This window comes from Paraburkholderia sp. BL6665CI2N2, from assembly GCF_004366535.1.
Classification (GTDB): domain Bacteria; phylum Pseudomonadota; class Gammaproteobacteria; order Burkholderiales; family Burkholderiaceae; genus Paraburkholderia.
This window is the reverse complement of the sequence record NZ_SORC01000001.1, coordinates 7,133,293-7,155,234: the sequence shown is the minus strand read 5'-3', so window position 1 is coordinate 7,155,234 and position 21,942 is coordinate 7,133,293. Positions and strand designations below refer to the sequence as shown.

The 21,942-nt window shown below is 64.3% G+C and carries 17 protein-coding genes; 6 read left to right on the top strand and 11 right to left on the bottom strand.

Annotated features, from left to right (window positions below; all coding sequences use genetic code 11):
- Nucleotides 1-49: 49 nt before the first annotated feature.
- The 5 genes from B0G81_RS32075 to B0G81_RS32055 all read left to right on the top strand — a co-directional run bounded on the left by B0G81_RS32075 (nucleotide 50) and on the right by B0G81_RS32055 (nucleotide 5,171).
- Complete coding sequence (locus B0G81_RS32075) at nucleotides 50-1,456, top strand: NAD(P)/FAD-dependent oxidoreductase (RefSeq protein ID WP_134140966.1); 1,407 nt, start codon at nucleotides 50-52, stop codon at nucleotides 1,454-1,456.
- 395 nt (nucleotides 1,457-1,851) lie between these two features.
- A complete protein-coding gene (locus tag B0G81_RS32070) occupies nucleotides 1,852-2,238 on the top strand; it encodes a hypothetical protein (protein WP_243856665.1) in 387 nt (128 codons plus the stop codon).
- Nucleotides 2,239-2,260: 22 nt separating this feature from the next.
- Nucleotides 2,261-2,944, top strand: coding sequence for a heavy metal response regulator transcription factor IrlR (irlR, locus tag B0G81_RS32065; RefSeq protein ID WP_106284967.1), 684 nt, complete (start codon nucleotides 2,261-2,263; stop codon nucleotides 2,942-2,944).
- The gene (locus B0G81_RS32060) at nucleotides 2,941-4,356 is read left to right on the top strand and encodes a heavy metal sensor histidine kinase (RefSeq protein ID WP_116116527.1); all 1,416 of its coding nucleotides are present in this window, start codon (nucleotides 2,941-2,943) and stop codon (nucleotides 4,354-4,356) included. The genes irlR and B0G81_RS32060 overlap by 4 nt, the downstream gene beginning before the upstream one ends.
- Nucleotides 4,357-4,544: 188 nt before the next feature.
- Nucleotides 4,545-5,171, top strand: coding sequence for a carbonic anhydrase (locus B0G81_RS32055; RefSeq protein ID WP_134140964.1), 627 nt, complete (start codon nucleotides 4,545-4,547; stop codon nucleotides 5,169-5,171).
- Nucleotides 5,172-5,206: 35 nt separating this feature from the next.
- Here B0G81_RS32055 and B0G81_RS32050 read toward each other — a convergent pair whose 3' ends face one another.
- Entirely contained in the window at nucleotides 5,207-6,100 is an 894-nt protein-coding gene (locus B0G81_RS32050) for a LysR family transcriptional regulator ArgP (protein ID WP_116142367.1), read from the bottom strand.
- Between the two features lie 97 nt (nucleotides 6,101-6,197).
- Here B0G81_RS32050 and B0G81_RS32045 point away from each other — a divergent pair, with 97 nt between their 5' ends.
- A complete protein-coding gene (locus B0G81_RS32045; RefSeq protein WP_134140962.1) occupies nucleotides 6,198-6,815 on the top strand; it encodes a LysE/ArgO family amino acid transporter in 618 nt (205 codons plus the stop codon).
- A gap of 262 nt (nucleotides 6,816-7,077) precedes the next feature.
- Here B0G81_RS32045 and B0G81_RS32040 read toward each other — a convergent pair whose 3' ends face one another.
- The 10 genes from B0G81_RS32040 to B0G81_RS31995 form a co-directional block, all read right to left on the bottom strand.
- On the bottom strand, nucleotides 7,078-7,296 hold the full coding sequence (locus B0G81_RS32040) for a hypothetical protein (protein WP_116142368.1): 219 nt from the start codon (nucleotides 7,294-7,296) through the stop codon (nucleotides 7,078-7,080).
- On the bottom strand, nucleotides 7,296-7,646 hold the full coding sequence (locus B0G81_RS32035) for a hypothetical protein (RefSeq protein ID WP_121308449.1): 351 nt from the start codon (nucleotides 7,644-7,646) through the stop codon (nucleotides 7,296-7,298). Before B0G81_RS32035 ends, B0G81_RS32040 begins: the two co-directional genes overlap by 1 nt.
- Nucleotides 7,647-7,895: 249 nt before the next feature.
- On the bottom strand, nucleotides 7,896-8,807 hold the full coding sequence (locus B0G81_RS32030; protein ID WP_243856664.1) for an endo alpha-1,4 polygalactosaminidase: 912 nt from the start codon (nucleotides 8,805-8,807) through the stop codon (nucleotides 7,896-7,898).
- Nucleotides 8,808-8,909: 102 nt separating this feature from the next.
- The gene (pelG, locus tag B0G81_RS32025) at nucleotides 8,910-10,283 is read right to left on the bottom strand and encodes an exopolysaccharide Pel transporter PelG (RefSeq protein WP_134140959.1); all 1,374 of its coding nucleotides are present in this window, start codon (nucleotides 10,281-10,283) and stop codon (nucleotides 8,910-8,912) included.
- Nucleotides 10,283-11,935, bottom strand: a complete 1,653-nt coding sequence (gene pelF / locus B0G81_RS32020) for a GT4 family glycosyltransferase PelF (RefSeq protein WP_134140957.1) — start codon at nucleotides 11,933-11,935, stop codon at nucleotides 10,283-10,285. The genes pelG and pelF overlap by 1 nt, the downstream gene beginning before the upstream one ends.
- Nucleotides 11,932-12,942, bottom strand: coding sequence for a hypothetical protein (locus B0G81_RS32015; protein WP_134140955.1), 1,011 nt, complete (start codon nucleotides 12,940-12,942; stop codon nucleotides 11,932-11,934). Before B0G81_RS32015 ends, pelF begins: the two co-directional genes overlap by 4 nt.
- Nucleotides 12,935-14,368 (bottom strand): PelD GGDEF domain-containing protein, encoded by a 1,434-nt coding sequence (locus tag B0G81_RS32010; RefSeq protein ID WP_166679089.1) that lies wholly within the window; start codon nucleotides 14,366-14,368, stop codon nucleotides 12,935-12,937. The genes B0G81_RS32015 and B0G81_RS32010 overlap by 8 nt, the downstream gene beginning before the upstream one ends.
- Nucleotides 14,369-14,452: 84 nt before the next feature.
- Nucleotides 14,453-15,004: a hypothetical protein gene (locus B0G81_RS32005; protein WP_012432521.1), complete on the bottom strand. Its 552-nt coding sequence runs from the start codon at nucleotides 15,002-15,004 to the stop codon at nucleotides 14,453-14,455.
- A 37-nt stretch (nucleotides 15,005-15,041) separates the two neighbouring features.
- On the bottom strand, nucleotides 15,042-19,034 hold the full coding sequence (locus B0G81_RS32000) for a tetratricopeptide repeat protein (protein WP_134140951.1): 3,993 nt from the start codon (nucleotides 19,032-19,034) through the stop codon (nucleotides 15,042-15,044).
- Nucleotides 19,024-21,822 carry a sugar ABC transporter gene (locus B0G81_RS31995; protein WP_134140950.1) on the bottom strand — a complete coding sequence of 933 codons (2,799 nt, stop codon included), beginning with the start codon at nucleotides 21,820-21,822 and terminating at the stop codon, nucleotides 19,024-19,026. Before B0G81_RS31995 ends, B0G81_RS32000 begins: the two co-directional genes overlap by 11 nt.
- Nucleotides 21,823-21,942: the final 120 nt, after the last annotated feature.

Sequence of the window (21,942 nt, the reverse complement as noted above, 5' to 3'; positions counted from 1 at the left end):
GCGGCGCCAGCACCGGCCCGGCACGAACAACCTCAGGAGGATAGCGATCATGGCCGCAATCGATCAGCCGGCAGGCACGACAACGCAACAGGCGCAACGGGCGCACCACGCGCAGTCCGCGCAACGCACGGACAAGACGGCGGCGCATCGGGTCGTGATCGTCGGCGGTGGCGTGGGTGGGCTCGGGCTGGCCACGCGTCTGTCCGAATCGCTCGGGCGTGCGGGTCTCGCGCAGATCGTGCTGGTCGACCGCTGGCCCACGCATTTCTGGAAGCCCCTGCTGCACGAAGCCGCTTCGGGCCAGCTCGATCCCGCGACCCATCAACTGCAATACGCAGTGCAGGCGCAACGCCATGGCTTCGAATTCGAACAGGGCGAACTCACCGCGCTCGATCGCGCGGAGCGGCATATCACGCTGAGTGCATTGCATGACGCCGACGGTCGCGAAATTCTGCCGTCGCGTCAGATCGCTTTCGACACGCTGGTGCTGTCCATGGGCAGCGTGACGCAATATTTCGGCGTGCCCGGTGCCGCTGAACATGCGTTGCCGCTCGAATCGGTCGCGCATGCGGAAGCTTTCCGCCGCAAGCTGCTCGATGCCTGTCTGCGTGCGAATCACGCACGCCGGGCGCGGACCGCGCAGGCGGACACGCCGGTGTCGATCAACATCATCGGTGCGGGCGCGACCGGTGTCGAACTCGCCGCCGCGGTGCGCGACACGGTACGTCTGCTGAATCGCTACACGCCCTTCTCGCTCGATCCGGCACGCGACTTCCGCATCCGTTTGATCGAAAGCAGCGGGCGCGTGCTGCCCGCTTTGTCCGAAACGATTTCAGCGCGCGCGCAGCGCATGCTCGCCAGTCTCGGTGTGGACGTGCTGAGCGCAACACGCGTCACCGAAGTGCGCGCCGACGCCGTGCTGACCGACGGCGGGGCTCCGCTCGCCAGCGACATCGCGATCTGGACGGCGGGCATCTCGGGACCGCCTGTGTTGCGCACGCTGGACTGCATCGCGGTGAATCGCAACGCGCAGATTCAGGTGAATCGCACCTTGCAGTGCACGAACGACACAAACGTATTCGGCCTCGGCGACTGCGCGGCCTGTCCCGCCGACGACGCCGGCGCGTTCCTCGCGCCGCGCGCGCAGGTCGCGCATCAGCAGGCGCTGTTTCTTGCGCGTGCGTTGAAGTGCCGGATTGCGGGCGAAGCGCTGCCCGAGTTCGTGTACCGCGACGCCGGCACGCTGGTCGGTTTCGGGCGAGAAGGCACTATAGGCAGCCTCAGCAGCAGCTTGCTGACGCAGCCGGTGTTCGTCGACGGATGGCTGGCCACCGCGGTCTACAAGCTCATCTATCGGCGGCACGTGATGACGCTGACCGGCTTCGCGCGCATGGCGCTCGATTCGGCGAGCCACTGGCTGCGCAGACGCGTGCACCCGGTGATCCGTCTGCACTAAATAACACTTCGCTGCTCACGCGCCGGCCGATGCGATCGGTTCGGCAAGTGAGCGGCCTGTTCCCTGCTTCAATCCACCGCATCTGAAACGCGTCCGCAGCGGAACGCGCGCGCCACGGCCCGCTCGCGCTTCACGTCTTCGGCGCCGTATCGGCGACGCCTGTCACCCCCCTCGCATTCCGCACAATCCAACCTCCGTTTCCGTTCGATCCAGTCCTCATGCCAGGTCGGAGCCACTCGCTGAACGCGATCGCGCCATGACGATCCTGTCACGCGTGTCACGCACCGCAACAAAAGATGCACACGACATATATGACGGAATTGTCATGTTTATCTCATGCTGGCAGCGATCAGGTATCCGTACGATAGGTGCGTCCCGTCCTCAAAGTGAACCGTATGCGCCACTTTCAACGAATGCGAAGCCTGACGACGCGCATCACGCATTTCGGCGCGAACGTCCCGGAGCGCTGGGAGCGACTGCGTATCGATCATCCGGTCTCGCTCGGGGCCGCGCTGCTCGTCATTGCGCTCAGTTCGCTGGCGTTCTGGTGGAATCAACCTGACGGGCTGTTCGACGGCGGCGACCCCGCCTGTCCTTCGGCATATGGACCGCCGGCGGGTACGCAGGAGCCGTTCATCGAGCGAGGCCTGCTCTCGCTCGAGGTATTTTCCACGATGACGCGCACCATGCCGCGGCCCTCCGGTCCACCCGCCGCAGCGCATCACGAACTCGATGCACCCAATGCGTCCGCGTCATGCGCGCCCACCCGCGTCGGCCGCTGACCGGCAGCACTGAAAGAACATCATGCGCATCCTGATCGTCGAGGACGAAATCAAAACCGGCACGTATCTTCGGAAAGGCCTGACCGAAGCGGGCTTTATCGTCGATTGGGTGGAAGACGGCGTGACCGGCCAGCACCGGGCGTTGACGGAGGACTACGATCTGATCGTGCTCGACGTCATGCTGCCCGGCCAGGACGGCTGGACGTTGCTGAAAAACCTGCGCCGCACTCATTCGACTTCGGTCCTGCTGCTCACCGCGCGCGACGAGGTGGACGACAAGGTGCGCGGCCTCAACATGGGCGGCGACGACTATCTCGTCAAGCCGTTCGACTTCGCCGAACTGCTGGCCCGTGTGCGCTCCATTCTGCGACGCGGCCAAACCCGCGACGCCGCCTCGCTGCAAGTATCGAATCTGGTGCTCGACCTGACGCGCCGCAAGGCCACGCGCCACGGCGACATGATTCTGCTCACGGCCAAGGAATTCGCATTGCTATGGCTGCTGATGCGCCGTCAGGGCGAAATCCTGCCGCGTTCGACGATCGCTTCCCAGGTGTGGGACATGAACTTCGACAGCGACACCAATGTCGTCGACGCCGCGATCCGCCGTCTGCGCGCAAAGGTCGACGACAACTATGAACCCAAGCTGATCCACACCGTGCGAGGCATGGGCTACGTATTGGAAGAGCGCGGCCCGGCGCAGCCATGATTCGACGTCTACTCGCGGCGCTGCTCGTGCCGCGGACTTTACGCGCGAGGCTGTCGATCCTGTTCGCACTTTCGACCTCAGTGCTACTCATATTCAATGGCGTATTGCTGTATCACGGCCTGAAAACGCGTATCGAAGCGGCGTCGGCTCGCGAGATGACCACGACCCTCGCCGCGCTGCAATTGCGTCTCCACACCATGCCCAGTATCCAGGCGGTCAGCGCGGATCGCGAGACATGGCACAACCAGTTATATGGTCATCAGAACCTCGATATCGCGCTATTCGACGCGCACAGCGCACCGCTCATCCGCACCAACGGCTACTGGCCGAATGCGCAAACGATGACCGTCAGCACCGACCTCGCGCCGGTGCGCGTGTCGATCGCAAATCTGCCGCTGCGCTTTCTGGTGGCGATGGCGCCGCTCGGCGATGGCGCCGGCACGCAGGTGCGAGTGGTCGTCCAATACGACGCGAGCGGCGAACGCGCGCTGTTGCGCGCTTACGCGCTCAACGTTCTGGTCGTGATCGTGACGGGCACGCTGGTGAATGCGCTGCTTGCATGGTCGATCGCGCGCTTCGGACTGCGGCCGCTGGCCCGTTTGACGGCGCGCGCCGAGCAGATTTCCAGCCGCCATCTTGCGGAGCCCTTGCCCGAACACGAGATGCCCGGTGAACTGAAGGAACTGAGCCGGGCGTTCAACCGGATGCTCGCGCGCCTGCATGAGTCGTTCACGCGTCTCACGCAATTTTCGTCCGACCTTGCGCACGACATGCGCACTCCGCTCACCAATCTACTGGCTGAAGCGCAAGTAGCACTCTCTCAACCCCGCTCCGCCGACGAATATCGCAGCGTGATCGAATCGAGCGTGGACGAATGCCAGCGCCTCGCGCGCCTGATCGACAGCATGCTGTTTCTCGCGCGCGCGGACAGCGTTCGCCACCGCTTGACGCTGCAGTGTGTCGATGCCGGCGCCGAAGCGCTGCGCATTGCCGGCTATTACGAAGTCATGGCCGCCGACGCAGGCGTCGAGATCGTCGTCTCGGGCAACGCGCGTTTCGAAGGCGACGTGCTGATGGTGCAGCGGGCGCTCAGCAACCTGATTTCAAACGCGTTGACCCACGCGCCGCGCGGCAGCATTGTCGACGTGCGATGCGCGGAACGCCGGCGCCATGCGCACATATCGGTGTCGGACACCGGCGCCGGCATTGCGACGCCGCATCTGGAGCGCATCTTCGACCGTTTCTACCGGGTCGATCCATCGCGGCATAACTCGGCGAGCGGCACCGGCCTCGGACTCGCCATCGTCAAGTCGATCATGGACGAACATGACGGCGAATGCAGCGTGGAAAGCGTACCGCACTTGCGCACCACCTTCAGCCTGCGCTTTCCGAAGCATCCGCCTATCAGCTAGGCGAAGCACGCGCCCGCACGATGACAAAACTATCATGCGGTGATCACTACGGTCTCATCCCGCGTCCCGCACAATGTCCGTGCCTGTTCGATATTGCTCAGTCATCCCAATCAACCCGCAGAGGGGTCGATGAAACATTGCACAAGCGCACTCCCCAACGCGAATATTGCATCAACAGAAGCCCGTTCATGACATCTCCGAAACACATGCTCGTCGAAAACCTCGCCTGGTCCGACGAAATCATCACCCGCGATCCCGCTTATTTCCGGCGCCTCGCCGGCAATCAGCAACCGAATGTGCTGTGGATCGGCTGCTCCGACAGCCGCGTGCCGGAAGCCATTACGCGGGCGAAGCCCGGCGAGATTTTCGTACATCGCAACATCGCGAATCTCGTCGCCGATAACGACGAGAGCCTGTCGAGCGTGCTCGAATACGCGGTCACCGTGCTGCAGGTGGAACATGTGATTGTCTGCGGGCATCACTGCTGTGGCGGCGTGCAGGCGGCATTGCGACCGCCCGCGCCCGAGTTGCCGAACGTCAATCGCCGCATAGGAGGAATTCGCCGGTTGTGCGCGCTGCACACCGCCGAATTGCGCGAGCTGCCGAGCTTCGAGGCGCGCGCGGATCGACTCGCCGAGCTCAACGTGCTGGCGCAAGTGCAGGCGCTGCAAGCCATGTCGCTGATTCAGCGCGCACCGCGCCCGGTGCGGATTCACGGCTGGATCTTCTCCATGCACGAAGGACGTTTGAAGACATTGACGGACACGCCCTGGCCCGCGAACTACGACACCAATGCCGAGGCCGTAGCGGGCTGATTGCCTCTGCGCCAACCGGTCGGCGTCCCTGCAGGTCAGTCCAGAAACTCGGTCGCCCGCTTGCGCAGCATCGCGCCGAAGTCGTCGAGCCAGCCGATCGACAAACGCCAGCTCTGCCAGTAGAGATCGACGTCGATATGCTTGCCCGGCGCGATCTCCACCAGTTCGCCGCTAGTCAGATGCGAGGCGATCATGCGCTCCGGGCACATGCCCCAGCCGAGACCCGTGACGCAGGCGCGCAAGAAACCGGCGACGTGCGGAATCCAGTGCAACGGCGGATCGACTTCCGCGCGCGTGATGCGGCGCATGAAGCGCTTTTGCAACTGGTCCTTCGGATTGAAATCGACACAGGGCGTGCGCCGCAAGCTCTCGCGCGTCACGCCGTCGGCAAAGTGACGCGCGAGAAAGTCCGGTGAACAGACCGCCAGATAACGCATCCGGCCGAGACGCGTGGAGCGGCAACCCTGCACCGGCTCGGCTTGCGTGGTGACCGCGCCCTGCACGCTGCCGTCGCGAATCCGCTGCGCGGTGTGGTCCTGATCGTCGATCACCAGATCGAGCAACATCTCCCGCTCGACGCAAAATGGTGCGACCGCGTCGATGAACCAGGTGCCCACGCTGTCGTCGTTGACGGCGATGCGCAGCGCCGGCCATGGTTCGACCAGCGCGCCGGGCAGCGCCGGCAGCCGGCCGGTCAGTTCCGCTTCGAGCAATTGCACGCGTTCGGTGTGGCGGCACAGCAGCGCGCCCGAGGTGGTCGCGACGCACGGCTGGCCGCGCTTCACCAGCACGCTGCCCACGCGCTCCTCCAACAGTTTGACCCGCTGCGATACCGCGGACGGCGTCACATTCAGTTCGCCGGCGGCACGGTCGAACGAGCCGTGGCGCACCACGGCGGCCAGCGCGTCGAGCAACGCATAGTCGAGCATTAGCGTTCCTTAATCGGCATTAAGTGAATTAGCTTCTCTTATGATCGGCAAACCCGCAGACTAGCTTCGTTCGCGGCTCCCGTCTACTGGATCGATTATGAATTGGCTGTCTTTTTCCCACGGCGCCGCCTTGTGCGCATCCCTGATCGTGACCATCGGCGCGCAGAACGCCTTCGTGCTGCGTCAGGGCATCATGCGCTCGCATGTCGGCAAGATCGTCGTGCTGTGCGCGTTGTCGGATTTCATTCTGATCGGCGCGGGCGTGGGCGGCGCATCGCTGCTGGTCGAGCGCTATCCCCTGTTCGTCCACGCGATGCTGTATGTCGGGCTCGCCTATCTGGCGTGGTTCGGCATCAACGCATTGCGACGCGCGGTGCGGCCGGAGCATGCGGTGCTGGATGGCGAGAACGTCAGCGCGGCGCCCGTGCAGCGCGCCGTGCCGATCATTCTGATGACGCTCGCGTTCACATGGCTCAATCCGCACGTGTACCTCGACACATTCCTGCTGATCGGCACGGCCGGCGCACGCGAACCCGAAGGCGCGCGGGTCGCCTTTGCGCTGGGTGCGATGGCCGTCAGCGGAATCTGGTTTATCGGTCTGGGTTACGGTGCGCGCGCTCTCGCGCCGCTCTTCAAGCGGGCGACGGCATGGCGCGTGCTGGATGGCGCGATCGGCAGCATGGTGCTCCTGCTCGCGGTGACGCAGTTGCGGTAAGTGGCGTGGGCGCGGTCGTCGTTGCACGATGTCGGTGAGCACACAGCACGCCCGACAGTACGAAGCGCCCTGCGCCACGGCGAGCCGTATATAGCGTTCCCGCCTGGATGCACCCGAGCGCGGACGCCTTCAATGTAGGCGCGGCGCGCGTAGAACATTCGAGCTTACGAAAAACGCTTTCCACATGCGTGCGATGAACGCCTTACCGCGGCCGGTGGTCGCGCTCGACGAGTCAGAAGTCCGCGCATCGGATTCGCGCTGCTCACCCGTGACCGTCGATCCACGCACGCGCCCATTCGAGACCCGCGCGTTGCGCTTCGTCTTCGGTATCGAAGTAGGCGAGAATGCCCGACGCTTCGACCAGCTTGCCGGCGAGCGTGATGGTTCCGCTAGCGCCGTACCGCTCGGGCTGCAAAATGTCCTCCTGCTGCAAGATGGCGTGACCCCAGACGGTGTAGCCGTGATAAGTCTGGGACTCCATTAACGTGTCACCCCAGGCGTGACACCTCCCGAGCTGACTCGCAGCACATTGCCCTCGGGCGTGATCTGCCGCGGAATCTCGGACATGTCCGGTGCATGTGCGGGCACGCTTTCGCGCCGATCCGATTTCGCGACGAGTCTCCCAACCGGCGCCGGCGCGGTGCGCGTGCGAGCTTTCATTGCGTGGGGAACGATGTGCCGACTCGCGACAGGCCGACGGGCAACGACTGCGCAATGCGGCTTGCCAACTCGCGCTTCCGGTGGGTTCCAGACCTCGACATAGTGCTCGCCGGCCATTGCCGTTGAAGCCGCCGCGCACAGCATGATGCCCAAGCCCAAAAATCGAAACATGTTCTCTCCCTATGCTCCGCCGCACGCGCCGCCGCCGTTGCAGCAGCGCGACGAGATTTCATGCAGGGTACTGTACATTCATACAGGTTTTTGCGCAATCCAATGATCGTCGCAGAGCAGTTTGCGCTCCGGGCATGACGCCCATGCGTACTGAGGATGAGAACCTAGCCGCCGCCTGGATGGCGAGCGACTAGCAAACTGTGAGTGGGCTTTGGCAGGCAGAGAAGCCGTCTTGATTCAATCCGCTTGTCACGGCCGTGCGTTGCCGGTTCCGGCCGCACCCACGCCGATTGTCGCAAGTCCGCTATCGGTGACGTAGGGCACGAAGCCGGCCTCCGTAATCCGTGCCGCGGTGGCGGCTGCGCATGCGCCGTCGGCGGGCGGGCAATAGTCGATGGACAGCACCGGCAGCCTGTATTGATCGCGGATCGTTGCCGCCTGCATCAGTAGCCAGTCGCGATCGGCTTGCGACACTTCCGTGTAACGCTGCTTGCCGGCATCCCAACCGCGATACAGCGATTCGAACGCCACCATGCAGGCGAGATCATGGACCTGCGGCAAGATTTCGAAGCCGCGGTTGAAAATCAGCTTCGCGTCGGGATAACGCTTCTTGATCGCGCGGACGACCCGCACCAGCCCCGCTTCCTGCGCGGCGCGCGTGGCATCGGTTTTGGCGATCAGGTGGTAGGAGTCGAGCGTGTCGAGGAAGAAGCCGCGATAGCCCTTTTTCCATAACGGCGCGATCACCTTGTCGACGAAAAACGCCGGCCATTGCGCGGCCGTCTGATCGATCACATGGGAGGCCCATGCCTCGTTGACGCCTGGCAGCCACTGCCGCGGCATGGCGCGGTAATACGCGCGATGCGGGTTCACCTCGCCGACGCTCACATATGCGAACCACGCCGGATGCGCGCTCGCGTGAGCGCGCGGATCGAAGTGCGCGTCGGGGTCGACCACCACGATATCGAATGCGGCCAGTTCCTCGACGGGCGGATTCGTGCCGTAGTACAGCGCTACCGACGGACCCGCTGGCGCGTGCGCCGCGCTCTGCGCGTGCGGCACCGAAGCCAGCGCGCCGAGCACGGCCATGCGCGCGAACCGGCTGACATGACGCAGCAGCGCACGCAGGCTGAAACGTCGGTCGTGATCGTGCTCGGACAAATCCGGCTCCCCTGTCATGTTATTCAGGCAACGCCGTCGACGGCAAGAAGACCTGTTCCGCGATCATGCCGTCGATCGGCCACGGAAACGATATATCGCCCTTCAACCCCGCAACATATACGTTTCGTATTCCAATGACATGAATTTGCGGTCCAGCACCTTCACGGCTGCCACCACCACGACCAGCAGTGCCAGCGCAAATCCATAGCCGTAGAAATCCGGCCCGAGCCTGAGCGTGATACCGGTGAAGAGTCCATTCAGCACGACGAATGCGCCCGTGAGCCGCAGCACCATACGCCGTCCGTCGAGATAGAAGAACACGTTGAGAAGACCGAGCAGCAACACCTGCAGACTCGCCGACACCACGTCGACAACAAGCAGCGGCATATACAGCGGCGAAATGCCGAGCGAGCCGAGCACGCGCTCACCGAAGGCGATGATCAGCAGCAGCACGACCGCCTGCACCTTGATGATTTCATACAGGCCGGCCCGCACGCTGCCCACCATCATGTCGCGCATTTCGTTGATATGGCGCAGCGTCGCGCCGCTGCGCACGGCGTCGTAGAAGGCATCGTAGTACTCGACGAAATCCGCCTCGATGCGCACGAGGAACGTCGCCATGCCGGGCATCACGCACACGTAGGCGATAAAAATCGGAATGTCGTAAATCACCGACGCGTTCAGCGGTCCGATCACGTGCGTGCCCGTGCCCGGCGCGTACCAGAACATGAACTTGTCGAGCCACACGCCGATATTGAATAGCAGACCGACCAGCGCGAGGCTCGGATAAGCGAAGCGCCGCTCGAACATTTCGAACGAAACGAAACGCTCGCTGCGGTAGTTGCGGTAAATCAGACCCGACAGACCGGCGAGCAGCACGATGTGCCCCGCCACGAAGCCGCCGAGCAGGCCGACCAGTCCATAGCCGTTCAACGCGAGCGCGAGGCACACCACGCATGCATAGCCGACTGCGAACACCATCAGTATCTGCCGGTACTGCTTCACGCTCGACAGAAAGATCACAGCGATCCAGATATTGCTGACCACCACGAAGCCCGTAATCATCAGCAAACGGTAGATCAGCGGCTCCTCGCGAAAGCTCACCAGCATCGCGACCAGCGCGACCACGCTCGCCAGCACCGACGACACCAGCACCACGCCGTTATAGTTCGACAGCACGAGGTCGTCGCGCTTTTCGAACAGCCGGTCGGAGATGAAGCGCGTGAACGACAGTTGCAGCGGCCCGGTCAGAATCAGGCTGAGCGCGATCAGATACGTGACCGACACCTGAAACTGCACGATCGCGAAACTCGGAATCACCGAGGTCAGACTGATCAGCCCGATGATCAGGATGCCGAAGATCGACAGGATCAACGGTCCCGAACTGATCAGGCCCGCGTAGGCGTAAGCGCGCGCCACGCCCACCAGCGTGTCGCGGCGCATGATCTTGCGTAATTCGAAGCCGATACCCGCCATCAGCGTGTCTCCTGCGATTGAACGGGCTGCGCCGAACCCGCGTGCGGCTCCGCCTTTGATTGGGTGCCGTGGTGCATCGGGCAGCGCGCCGCATCGGCGGCCGTATAGTTGCGCTCGCGATCCGGCATGGCGGCGAGACGCTCATACAGCGTGCGATAGCTGTCGATCATCTGCTTCCTGGTGTAATAGCGGCGCACGCGTGCGAGGCCGGCCTGCTGAGCGTCCTTCCAGCGGGTTTCATCGGCGAGCAGCGCCAGCACGGCTTGCGCGAAGGCCGCCGGATCGGCGAGTTGAACCACCATGCCCGCCGAGCCGAGCGCGCGATCTTCCTCGTCCGCGCCTTCGATCAGTTGACGGCACGAGCCAACGTCCGTCGTGATGGCCGGCACGCCGGCCGCGAAACCTTCCAGCACCACCAGCGGCAGCGCCTCGCTGATCGAGGTCAGTGCGATCACGTCGATCTGCGGCATCATGTCGTCGATGCGCTGGAAGCCGAGGAATTTCACATTGCGGCTCAAGCCGAGACTCTCCACGAGCGCGCGGCATTCGAGCGCGTAAGCGGGATCTTCCTCTTCCGGCCCGATGATCCAGCCTTCGAGATCCGGCATGGTGCGCGACGCAATGAAGATCGCGCGAATGAAGGTCTTGATGTCCTTGATCGGCACCACGCGGCCGATCAACGCGACCACGCGGTGCGAGCGCGGCTTGCGTTCGGCTATCAGCGGCGCGAGCGCGTCGACGTCGATGCCGTTCGGAATGCATTGCGTGCGCTCGGCGCGCGCGCCGTCCGTGATCTGGCGCTGGCGGTTCGCTTCGTACAGCGCGACGATGTCGTCAGCGGCATCGTACGCGAGCTTGCCGATCGCTTCGAAGAAACGCACCCACAGTTCGCGGAAATAGCTGACGCGAGAAATATCGCGTTCGAACACGCCGCGGTTGTCGCGAATCCACTGGCTCTGCAACAGGTCGATCTTGCGTTCTTTCGTATAAATGCCGTGCTCGGAGATCAGCAGCGGACGGCCCGTGCGGTAATGCATCAATGCGCCGAGAAAGCCGCCGTATCCCGTCGATACCGTGTGATAGACCTTCGCCGGCAACAGCTTCTCCGCGACGCGCGCGAGCTGCCACAGCGGCTTGTGCATGATGCGCACGGTCCAGAAGTAATCGGTGAACGACGGATCGGTACAGTACTTCTGATATTGATCGACGATCGTGTCCCAGGCCGCGCGGCTCGACAGGAACTGCTCTTCGTTCAGCGCGCCATTCGCCCCGAGCATCGGAATCATGCTCGCCATCAGAGCGCCGACATCCAGCCCGCCGCGCGGATCGCGCAAGGCGTCGTGCAATCTCTGCGAGCGCGCGAACGCCGCGGTGTCGCCGGCAACGGCACGCGGCTGAAAATCCGCCACGACCTGCTCGTACAGGAAGTGCGTTTCGATATGCACCACGTTGTCCGGCAGCGCATACGCGGCGCCGTTGTAGTCCTGTTCCCGGCTGCCGATGAACACAATCGCGAAGCGGGTCTCCGGGTAGGAGCGGATCATTTCATTGACCCAGCTCGACACGCCGCCACGCACGAACGGGAACGTGCCTTCGAGCAGCAGGCAGACATCGGCATCGGCGGCACGGCGGATCGGGAGTTCTTTCATCATGACCAGTACTTCACAACCGGTTTGAGTGTGGGCAACGCGGCCGCATTGCCCAGCGATGCGAGAAGCTGCTTGACGCGAGCGTAGTCGCCGCGCAGGAAGTCGGCTTCCGCGAGCCACGGCACCAGCCGTTCGCGCGGGAAACCGAGTGCGAGCGCCTGGCCAATGTATTCATGCGCGGCATTGGGCAAGCCGTTCGCCAGCGCAAGACGGCCGCGAATCAGCCACAGCGCGGCATCGCTTGGATCGGTTTCGAGCGCTGCCTGGGCGTAGCGGTCGGCCTGTTGCAACGTATGGCGGTAAACCGCGCCTTGCACCAGGTTCTGATACACGAGTTCGAAGTACAACTCGGCGAGCAGGCGGTTGAGCGCGCGGCGCTCGGCGTCGTTATCGGCCGCCTCCAGCGCTTTGCTGGTGCGGAAGATCTTCTGCATGATCTCGTTTTCGGCGTGATCCAGCGTGCCGTAAGCGATCAGGCGAATGTCTTCGAGCGGATCGGCAAGCAACTCGCGCAGCAACGTGCCCGTGGTGCGGGTCGGCATGTTCTGGATCGCCACCAGCGCGGACAGCCGGTCGGTAGGCGACACCTGAGTGTTGGCGAGGCGCGCCTGCAGACGCGCGCCGCCGCCGTGCGACACGCGCGACACCAGGTAAGTGACGAATTCCGGGCGCGGCACATCGGCGAGTTGATCGCTCTCCTTGCTGCCCGGAAAGAGCGCCGCCCACACGCAACTGATCAGCACCACGAGGCCGCCGAACAGCGGCACCACGGTGCAGGCAAGCCACAGGAACAGCAACGTAACGCCGCGCGGCTCGCGATAATTCAACGGCAGCCATGAGCGGAACGCGACCGCCTCCGCGAGTCCCGCCAACGCCTGCAACGCGAAAAAGCGCAGCAGCGGATCGATCGCGACGGCCGGTTGCAGCAGGCTCGCGATCGCCAGATATTGCACGATCACGGCCACCACGGCCGAGAGCGCGCCGACGATGAGAGAAAGGGTCTTAGACATCGAGGCCGCTTCGTTTGAGAAGACGCATCAGCGCCGCGCCCGGCTCGCCGCCCTCGAGGTGGAGCGTATGAACGCCGACGCGCGCGCGTTCCAGGTCGGTGTTGAACTGGGCCGTCAGGCTGGCTTCGATCCGCGCGAGATAACCTTCGATGCCGGTCGTATCGGTGGCCGGCATCAGATTCACCAGCACCGACTGCTTCGCGGTCTGCACCGGCCACATCACGTCGAGTGAACGGCGGCGGCGCATGACGTGCTCGAACAGCGAGTCGCCCTCTTCATCGCGCGGAAACGCGAGCGCCACGAGCGACGACGCCACGCCCGCCTTCTGTTGAAGACGCGTCAGGCGGCTAAGGTCGAGCGCGAATTCGTACGGGCAGTTCGGCACGCGGTCGAGAATGCGCTGTACGAATGCGGAATGCTCGACGCCGTCCGCGTAATAGCCGAGCAGCACCAGCAGCAATTGCAGGTTGTCGAAGTTGAGCGACAGGAACGGCATGCGCTTGACGACGAGCAGCGCGCGCAGTTCACCGTCCGCCGATACGAGCGGCGCGCACACCAGGTACTGGCTGACCGCCACTACCGTGTCTTCGTTCTTCAGATGCGCGACGCTCAGCGTATTCAGCGCATGCGTGACGAGTTCGTCATGCACGGCGAGTTCGAACGGATCGCCGATCCGCGCGATGGCCTGCGCGCCGAGCTTGCCGTGATGCACCGGATACAACGCTGCGACTTCGATCTGGCAGGCTTGCGCGACAAATTCGAGCAGACCGCTCGCGCCGCTGAGCGGATCGCCGCCCGGCGGATCGTTTTCCTTGCCCGCGGCCGGCACGGCAAGTGCCGTATCCGTGGCGACCGACAGTCGGCGCAACTCGGTAATCGAATCGCGCAACGTGGTCGGACGCGACAGCAAATCCTTTTCGAGCCGCTCGTGCGAGAGCCGCATCAGATAGTGACTGTTGGTCAGCGCGACGAGACGGTCGTTCAGGTAATCGTTCAGCGAGGACGCGCGCTCGGCGCGGCTGCCCCACGTATCGCCGAAGTGCCCCGCGAGAATCGTCTGGATCAAACCGCCCGCGAAATACAGTGTGGGGAACGGGCCGCCGTGCGGATAAAAGAGCGCCCACGCGCCGAGCATCAACGCTCCGCTCAGCAGGCCGAGCAGGCTGCCGTAGCGCAAGGCCACCAGCAGCGACGCCAGCCACAGCCACGGAAAACCATTGTGCAGCAACAGCGGGTCTTCAGGATGAAGCCAGCGGGCCACGGCCAATACGGCCAGCACGAGCACGACGGTCTCCACGATCGCGAACGGCCGCGCCACCGCGGGCGCCAGAAAGCGGCGCACGCGTCCGAGATTGCCGAACGGATGCGCATGGCGCGGCTTCGAGGCGCCCGGGTTGTTTTCCACGGCTGCGGTATTCACGGCCATTTCCTTTTCACATGTCGGGTTGCGGCTGGCGGCCCGCACTTCGGGCGCAAACAGGCAACCTTGGGGATATGCTTATCGATGCTTTTACTGACGCGCTTGCAACGGCGACAGAACCTTGGCGATCAGCGAGGTCGCCACGCTCGACAGACCCGAACGGCTCCAGCCCGTACGCGTGCCCGTCGCGCTCCACACCACGGCGCCGTTCGACACGTCGATCAGTTCGAACGTGACGCCGACCACCGGCTCGCCGTCCACGCCCGTTTTGTAGCGCCATTCTTCGACCGCACCCGACAGCACATAGCGGGCGTTCTGCGAACGCGCCCATTCGAGGGCCTTGTCGCTGTCGGCGCGCTGCGTCGTATCGAACAGCGAGTTGCGGTTCGAATCGGCCGGCGCGATGCGCACATCGGCGATCCCGCCCGCGCGCAGCGTGTTGGCCGCGATCGACTCGGCGCTGTGACCGGCATCCGGCGTTTCAGTGTAGTTGGCGATCGACACCACCGCCACCTTGTCGCCGCGCGCGAGCGCGGGGCCCGAGGTCTGGCGCACCGTGCCGCAGGCGCTCACCATCAGGGCCAGCGCGGCTGCCGCGACACACCAGGCGCTCGTACGAGCCAATCGTTTAATGCCGTACATGAAGAATTCTCCTTGGGATAACTATGCGAAATCCGGTTCAATAAAACCAGCTATAGCGCGCGCCGATCTGGGTCACCGGCGTGCCGAGACGCGAGACGCGCTGATGCGAGAAAAAAAGTGCCGCGTGATCGCCGCCGAACACGGTGCCCGCGAGGCCGAGACTGATCGACGGTCCCCAACCCTGGAACGAGTCGTGCAGCACGCCGACGTCGAGAAACGGCCGCCATGCGCGCGTGTACTGGTCGATCAGATCGTTGCCGAAACCGAAGAACGCCCCGTATTGCGAGTACGTCTGCGGGACGAAGGTCGATGCATCGACCGGCCCGGCGCTCGCCGGAATCAGCCGCGAAATCAGACCGTCGGCGGAGCCGCTCGCACCGTAGTCGCCATGCGTACCGATCAGACGTACCGTAAAGTCCGGATAGTTCGTGCGGATCCGATAACCGATCTCACCCGTCGAGAGCACGCCGCTGCCGAGGTAGTTGCGCGCCTGGCTATAGAAACGATCGGCTTCGACCGTGCCCGTCGCATACAGATGCTGCGTCGCGCGATACGTGATCGTGCCGACCACGTTGTCCTTCATGCCGCCGACCAGCAGTGCCTGCGATTCGCGTGCCGTCTGATTGCGGCCCGCTTTCAGCGCGATCGACAGCGGCGAGTTCCTGCCCCACTCCGCGCCCACCGACACGCTGTAGAAACTGTCGAGTGCTTCGCGGCGGCCGGCGGTCACCATGAAGGCGGTGTCGTACGTTTGACGGCGCGCGTAAAACTCCACCGAACGATCCACCGAAGGCACGTTGGTCAGTTGCGACTCATCCGTCGAGTGCTGAAACCGCTGGACACCGTTCACGCCGACCATGTAGAGATCGGCGACCTTGATGCTGCCCGCCAACGTCTGCTCGATATAGTCGAGCGGATGTTCGACGAAGCTCGTCACGGTCGCGTCGAGCGATTGTGGCCAGGTCAGCGCGGTTTGCTGCAGGCGGCTGTGCAACTCCGAATCGTAGGGCGCGCCTTCCAGGCCCTGAAACGCGAGGTTTTCCGCCGCGCCCGGACGATCCACCGCGATCGAAGCATCGATACGGTTGTAGAGCGGCAAGCGTGCGCCTTGCTGGTCGAGCAGACGCTCCATCGCGGGCTTGTCGTTTTCAGCGAGTGCGATCGCGATCAACTGTTCCGAAGGCTGCATCAGCACGTCGGCGTACTGGCGAGCCAGCCAGCGCTTCGCCAGCGGACTCGCTTCATGCGACATCGCCCAGGCGAGCGCCACGTCGCGCGCCACCGACGAAGTCAATTGCGCCTGATCCGGCGACTTCGCCGGTTGCGTCTTCACGGGCTGCGCGGGCGGCAGGCCGGCCGCGTCGCCGAGCAATGTGCGGCGGGCTTCGGTGTTGTCGTTGCGGCCCGCGTCGCTCACGAGCAGATCGATCAGGAAAGCCTTCGACACGTCCGCGTTTTCGAAGATCGACGCGAGCGTGACGCGGCGGCCGAGCATCTGCTCACGCACTTCGCCGCCCTGCGAGGCGCGCGTGCGCAGCACGATCTGACCTTGCGCACTGTTGGCGCGAACCTCGGCCTCTTCCCGCTGCATCTGGCGCCAGACGTTGCGGCGGATCGACCAGGCGAGATCGCTGCGCCCCGCCATTTCCTGCGCTTCGGCGTAGGCGAGTTGCCACAACGGATCGCGCGACATCGAGGCCGACTGCAGGCGCAGATACTTGAGCGCCGCTTCCGGCCGGTTCAAACGCATCTGCGCGGCGGCAAGCGGCCCCCACAAAACGGGCGCCTGCGCGGGCGCATCGCGCCATTCGGCGACCGCCTCGCGCAATTGCGCTTCGCTGCCGTAGTCCACCAGCGTCCAGAGCAGTGCGGCGCGCAAGTCGAGCGTCGCGCCGGGCAGCGACACAGCGTGTTGCAAATCGTGCAGCGCGTCGAACGGACGATCGATCTGGCGGTAGTATTCGGCCCGCACGCGCAGGAATGCCGGGTCGGCTTCGCCAGCCGCCAATTGTTCGGGCGTCAGGCTCTTTAGCAAGGCGTCGACGCGGTCGTATTGCCCGGCATCGGTGTAATAGTGAATCGCGCTCTGCAGCGCGCGCTGCGAGTGATCGCGATGGAACTGCAGCTCGGACGTACGCGCCGCGTCGACCGGATAGGCGTCGTAGAAGTACGTCATCGCGCTCAGGTCCTCAGGCGCCGCCTGGCCGCTTGCCAGCAAATGCTTGTAGGCGTCGTTCGCGATGTCGTCACGCTGCAGCAGGCGCGCGAGCTGCGCGGCGTTGCGCCAGAACAGCACGTCGTCGTCTCTTGCGCCGCGGCGCGCGGCGAGCAGCGTGTCGAGCGCGCCCTTGTAGTCGCCGTGACGATACAGAAGGCTCGCCGTGCGCAGCGCGTATTGCGTGTTCGACGGATAAAGCTGGTTCAGCTTGCGGTAGTAGGCCAGCGCTTCGTCGTCGTGACCCGAGCGCTCGGCGAGCTGACCCAGACGCGCGTCGATCGCTTGCGCCGGCGAATTGCGTTGGCGGCCGCGCAGGAATGCCAGCGCGTCGTCAGGACGGCCGAGGCGTTCGTAAGCTGCGACTACGGAGTCGACCAACTTCAGGTCGCCGGGCGAAGCATTCGATGCCTGGATCAACGCGGCCAGATAGGCGTTGTCGTCGTTGAGCATCGGCGCGAGGCGCATCACGTTTTTCCAGCCTTCGGGGTCGTGCGTGGCTTGAGCGTACGCGAGCCACATCTGCAAGGCGAGCGGCGACGCGTGATTCCATTCGGCGACCTGAGCGAGGCGCCTGGTCCAGATCGGCGAACCTGGGTTCTTGCTGACCTGCTCCGCCGCCACGCGCTGAGCGTTGGGCAGATCGCCCGATTCGAGGAACGACTGATAGAGGAGGCCCGGCACGTCGTTGGAAGCAGTGGAGTTCGACGCGGCAGCCGGCGCAGCCGCGGCGCCTGATGCCGTTGCGCCGGGCGCCGCAGCAGCGGGTTTCGCCGACGCCGGCGCGGCGATGGACGCCGCGACGCGCACGACATGCACCTCGCGCGAGCCATGGGTACTCGCGCGCATGGCAAAACCGCCCCGAACTTGCGGACCATCCATATAGGTGTACTGCCCCTGCGTGCCCTCTTCACTTGCACGCTCGCGGATAAAGTCGACGAGCCGCAGCGCGCCGTCCTCTTCAGGCTGAGCCTGCGCGTAGCCGGCCAGCGCCTTCGCGTAACGGTCCACGAGATCCGGACGATGCGCCGCGCGCGCCAGATTCAGCAGCACCACGAGCGTTTCGTGATCGTGCCTGAATTCGGCACCGTGTTGATCGGCGGCAGCAAGCGCGTCATCGAGCAGACTGCCCGACTGCAAGGCCTTGATGCCTTCGATAAAGCACTGACGTCTCGCATCGAACGTCGCCGCGCCGGCTTGCAAACGGAACCAGCCGTTCGCCGCGCCGCGATAGTCGCCGCCATACATGGCGAAGCGCACGACTTCGCGGTTCCAGCGCGTTTGCTGCGCGGGATCCTGTTCGGCGAGGCGAGCATAGAGCTGCCCGGCAAGCTGTTGCGCATTCACCGAAGCGGCTGCTTCAGCCAGCATCTGCAGATCGGCATTCGACCACGTCAGCGCAGCCGCATTCGTGAGCTGCGTGCGCAAACGGCCGAGCGCGGCCTCGCGGCCCGGATCGTTGGCGGGCAGCGCGAACGTCTCGCGCGTGTCGACGGTCAGACGAAGCAACTGCGCCGCGCGGCGCAGGTGATCGTCCGGAATCGCCTCCATGCGGGCAGCGATACGGCGCGCGTCCTCATTGCGGCCCAGACGCACGTACTGCGTGCCGAGCACCGAGAGAATTTCCGGGTTGCCAGGCTGCACGCGCAGCCATGCTTCCAGATACGCGATGCTGAGATCGCTCGGCGCGTCGGTCGACGTCATCCGGCTGCGCAGACCGCCGCGTGGATGCACGAGATAGAGCGTGATCAACACGACGCCCGCGAGCAGCAGGACGAGCCAGGTGGGCGCGATGCGAGGGCGATTATCGACCACAAGCGACCTCGATCGACTGGTAGTTCAATTTGGATCCGACGTTAGCCCGCGTATCGAAACGCAGGAGTTCGCCTTCACGACGCGTGTCGACAGCCTGCCTGTCGACGCTGACCTTGCACTGCTGCGCGTTGGCCAGCTTGACGAACGGCTGGTAGTGACCGGCGAACTCGAAACGCATGCCCTGTGCCGTGCGCTGGAAATTGCGTACGAAACCGTTGGCTTCGCCGATATACGGCGCCGCGTTCGCGACAGCGCCGATCGCAAAGCGGGCGCTGCCGCCGTCGATATGGACATAGGTGCCGTCGGGGCCCGTTGCAAAACCAGTCACGCCCGATGCGTCGGCCAGCACCGGTTTGGTTGCTTGCGGCCAGTGCAATTCGCGCACCTCGCCATTACCGCGCACGAGCCACTCGCCGGCTTGCGGACCCACTTCTTTCGCCACCGCGAACGTGTGCCAGTCGAGCACCTTGCGGATGTACTCGCTCACGTAGACCGGCATGACCGGCTGCTTGAGCACCGTCGAAAAGATCTGGTCGAGCGCGCGCAGCGAGGCCACTTTCGTGCCGCTATACATGTGGTAGTAGATGTCGATCGGCTTGAAGCGCAGCGGCTTGTCGGTCATCGAAAAAGTTTCGAGCACGCGCGTGAAGCCATAGAACGGCCCTTGCCAGTCGTTCGTATAAACGTTCTCGTCCTGATTCGGCGCATACACCTGATAAGCGCCCGGCCCCTTGTCCACGCCGATCGGCGCGATATTGGTCCAGCTATTGGCTGATCGGGTGATGACCGTGTCGCCGCCGTTGAAGTTGTAGACCCCGGCTTCGTACACCTTGCGCACGACGAAACCCGGCGGACGGCAGTCGCCCGACCATTGCAGCAGCACGGTCTTCTTTCCGGGCGGCGCGAGGCGCGTGTTGATGTAGTCGATCGAACCGGTGATCTCGCGGTCGATATTGAAGTGATACCCCGGAATGTTCAGCGAGAACGCCGCGTCGCCGCCTCCGCGATCCACCTGTGCGCCGGTTTTGCTGTCCACCTGCTCCCACTGGAACGGATGCGAGTACGTGTGCGTGCCGATCTCGACGTTCGGCAGCGCGAACATCTTGCGCGCGATCTCTTCGAGACGCGGCGAGATATCCGGATGCAGCCCTTTGGGACCCACTTCGCCTTCGATCACCGAGAGCGTCATCGGCACCTGATAGCGGGTGAAGATCTGCTGGTATAGCGCTTCGCCGGAATAGTCGGGTCCGGGGAATTCGGCACGCGAGGCGAAACCGTCGCCGTCCACGTGGGACATGAGCAGACGCCGGCCGTTTTCAGTCGTGACGCTCGGCGACGGCATGTCCTGCAAATGCAGTGCCGCTTTCATGAACGCCATAGGCTGGATCGCCCAGCGTTCCTGCTCGATGCTGTCGAGCGAAGCCACCGTGTACGGGCTGAGCGCGTAGCCACCCCACGGTGTGAGCGCGACCTGATCGACCAGCACGCCGTTGGCCGAAACACGCAGCAACGGCTGGCTGCGCGAGCCCACGCGCACGCCTTGCAGATCGCGCGGCTCGGGTTTCGGGCTGATTTCGAAGCCGACCATCGGGTCGCTCTTGACCACGGTGACCGGCGCGGCCAGCGTGCCGCCCACGGCTTGCAGATCGAGCGCCGCGCCTGCCGAACCGGCCGCGTCGAAGCCGAACGCGCCGAGGAAGGCGACAGGCACGTGATCTGCCATGCGAGCCGCGACCCAGCGCTGCCACGCCTCGGGATCCGGCACCGCGCCGCGCTGGATCCACGCGACGACACCGGCGTAACGGTCCGGCGTAATGGCGTCGGGCAGACGCGACGAGAAGTCGGCGTACTCGACGTCGTAACCCATATAGTTGAGCGGCGTGGCCAGATCGCGCACGCCGGCGCTCAGATCGAGTGGATCTTTGGTATCGCGGTCTTGCACGACGAGAATCTTGCGCGGCAGGACCTCGATCTTGCCGATGCCGACCACGTCGCGTGCCGTGCTCGTCACGTAAGGCAGCATGCCGGCCGACACGACGCGCGCGGCGGTGTCGCGGGCGCATTGCCGGTCGTTGCGCGCGCAATATTCCACGGACACCACCGGCACACCGCTTTGTTGCGTGAACGCGCGTGCATCCGCAATGCGTTGTGCGCGCAACGCTTCGGAGACTTCCAGAAGCTGGCCGCTGTCGTTGATACCGCGCACCAGCGAATCGCCGACTACCGCGTAGAGCGACTTCGCCACCGGCAGCGCATTGCGCATGACGTCGGCGCCGCCCGCTACGAGGCGCGCGTCCGGATGAGCTTGATGAATGCGGCCGGCTGCGGCCACAGCCACGGGCGTGTCGAGCAGGAAGCCACGGTAGCCGCGCTGCCACAACGGCTCGATCTGACTGGAGAGGAACGCCTCGGCCGAACCGGCGGACTCGGCGCCGCTGGTGCGCGCGATCCACGTGGTGTGCGCCAGCGGATGAGCCGCCGGTTCGAAACCCGTGGCGGGGTCGATCACGACGGCGTCGAATGCTTGCAATTCGCCGACAGGCGGATTGGCTGCATAGAAGAAAGCGAGGTTGGGTTGAGACGCGGCGGAGTGAGCCGCCGCAGTGGACTGCAACGGTGCAGCTTCAGCCTGCGTCGCTGCTTGAGTCACCGCGTGTGCCGCAAGCGGTGCAATGCCGGCCGCGCCAAGCACTACCGCAATCAAGGTTCGCGTAAGAAATCTCTCGCCCGCACGTTCGACAACCCCGCAAGAGTCCCCGCCGGCGCATGCCCGGGTCCGCTTCTTCATCGCCAAAATCTTTTCCCCGTTCAGTCTGAACGCGAGCGGCGTTCTCCCTACGGGGAGAAAGTTTCCGCTTGCGGATTTTCTAGCCGGCCCGTCGGCATTATTTACATCGCGCAAAAGTAG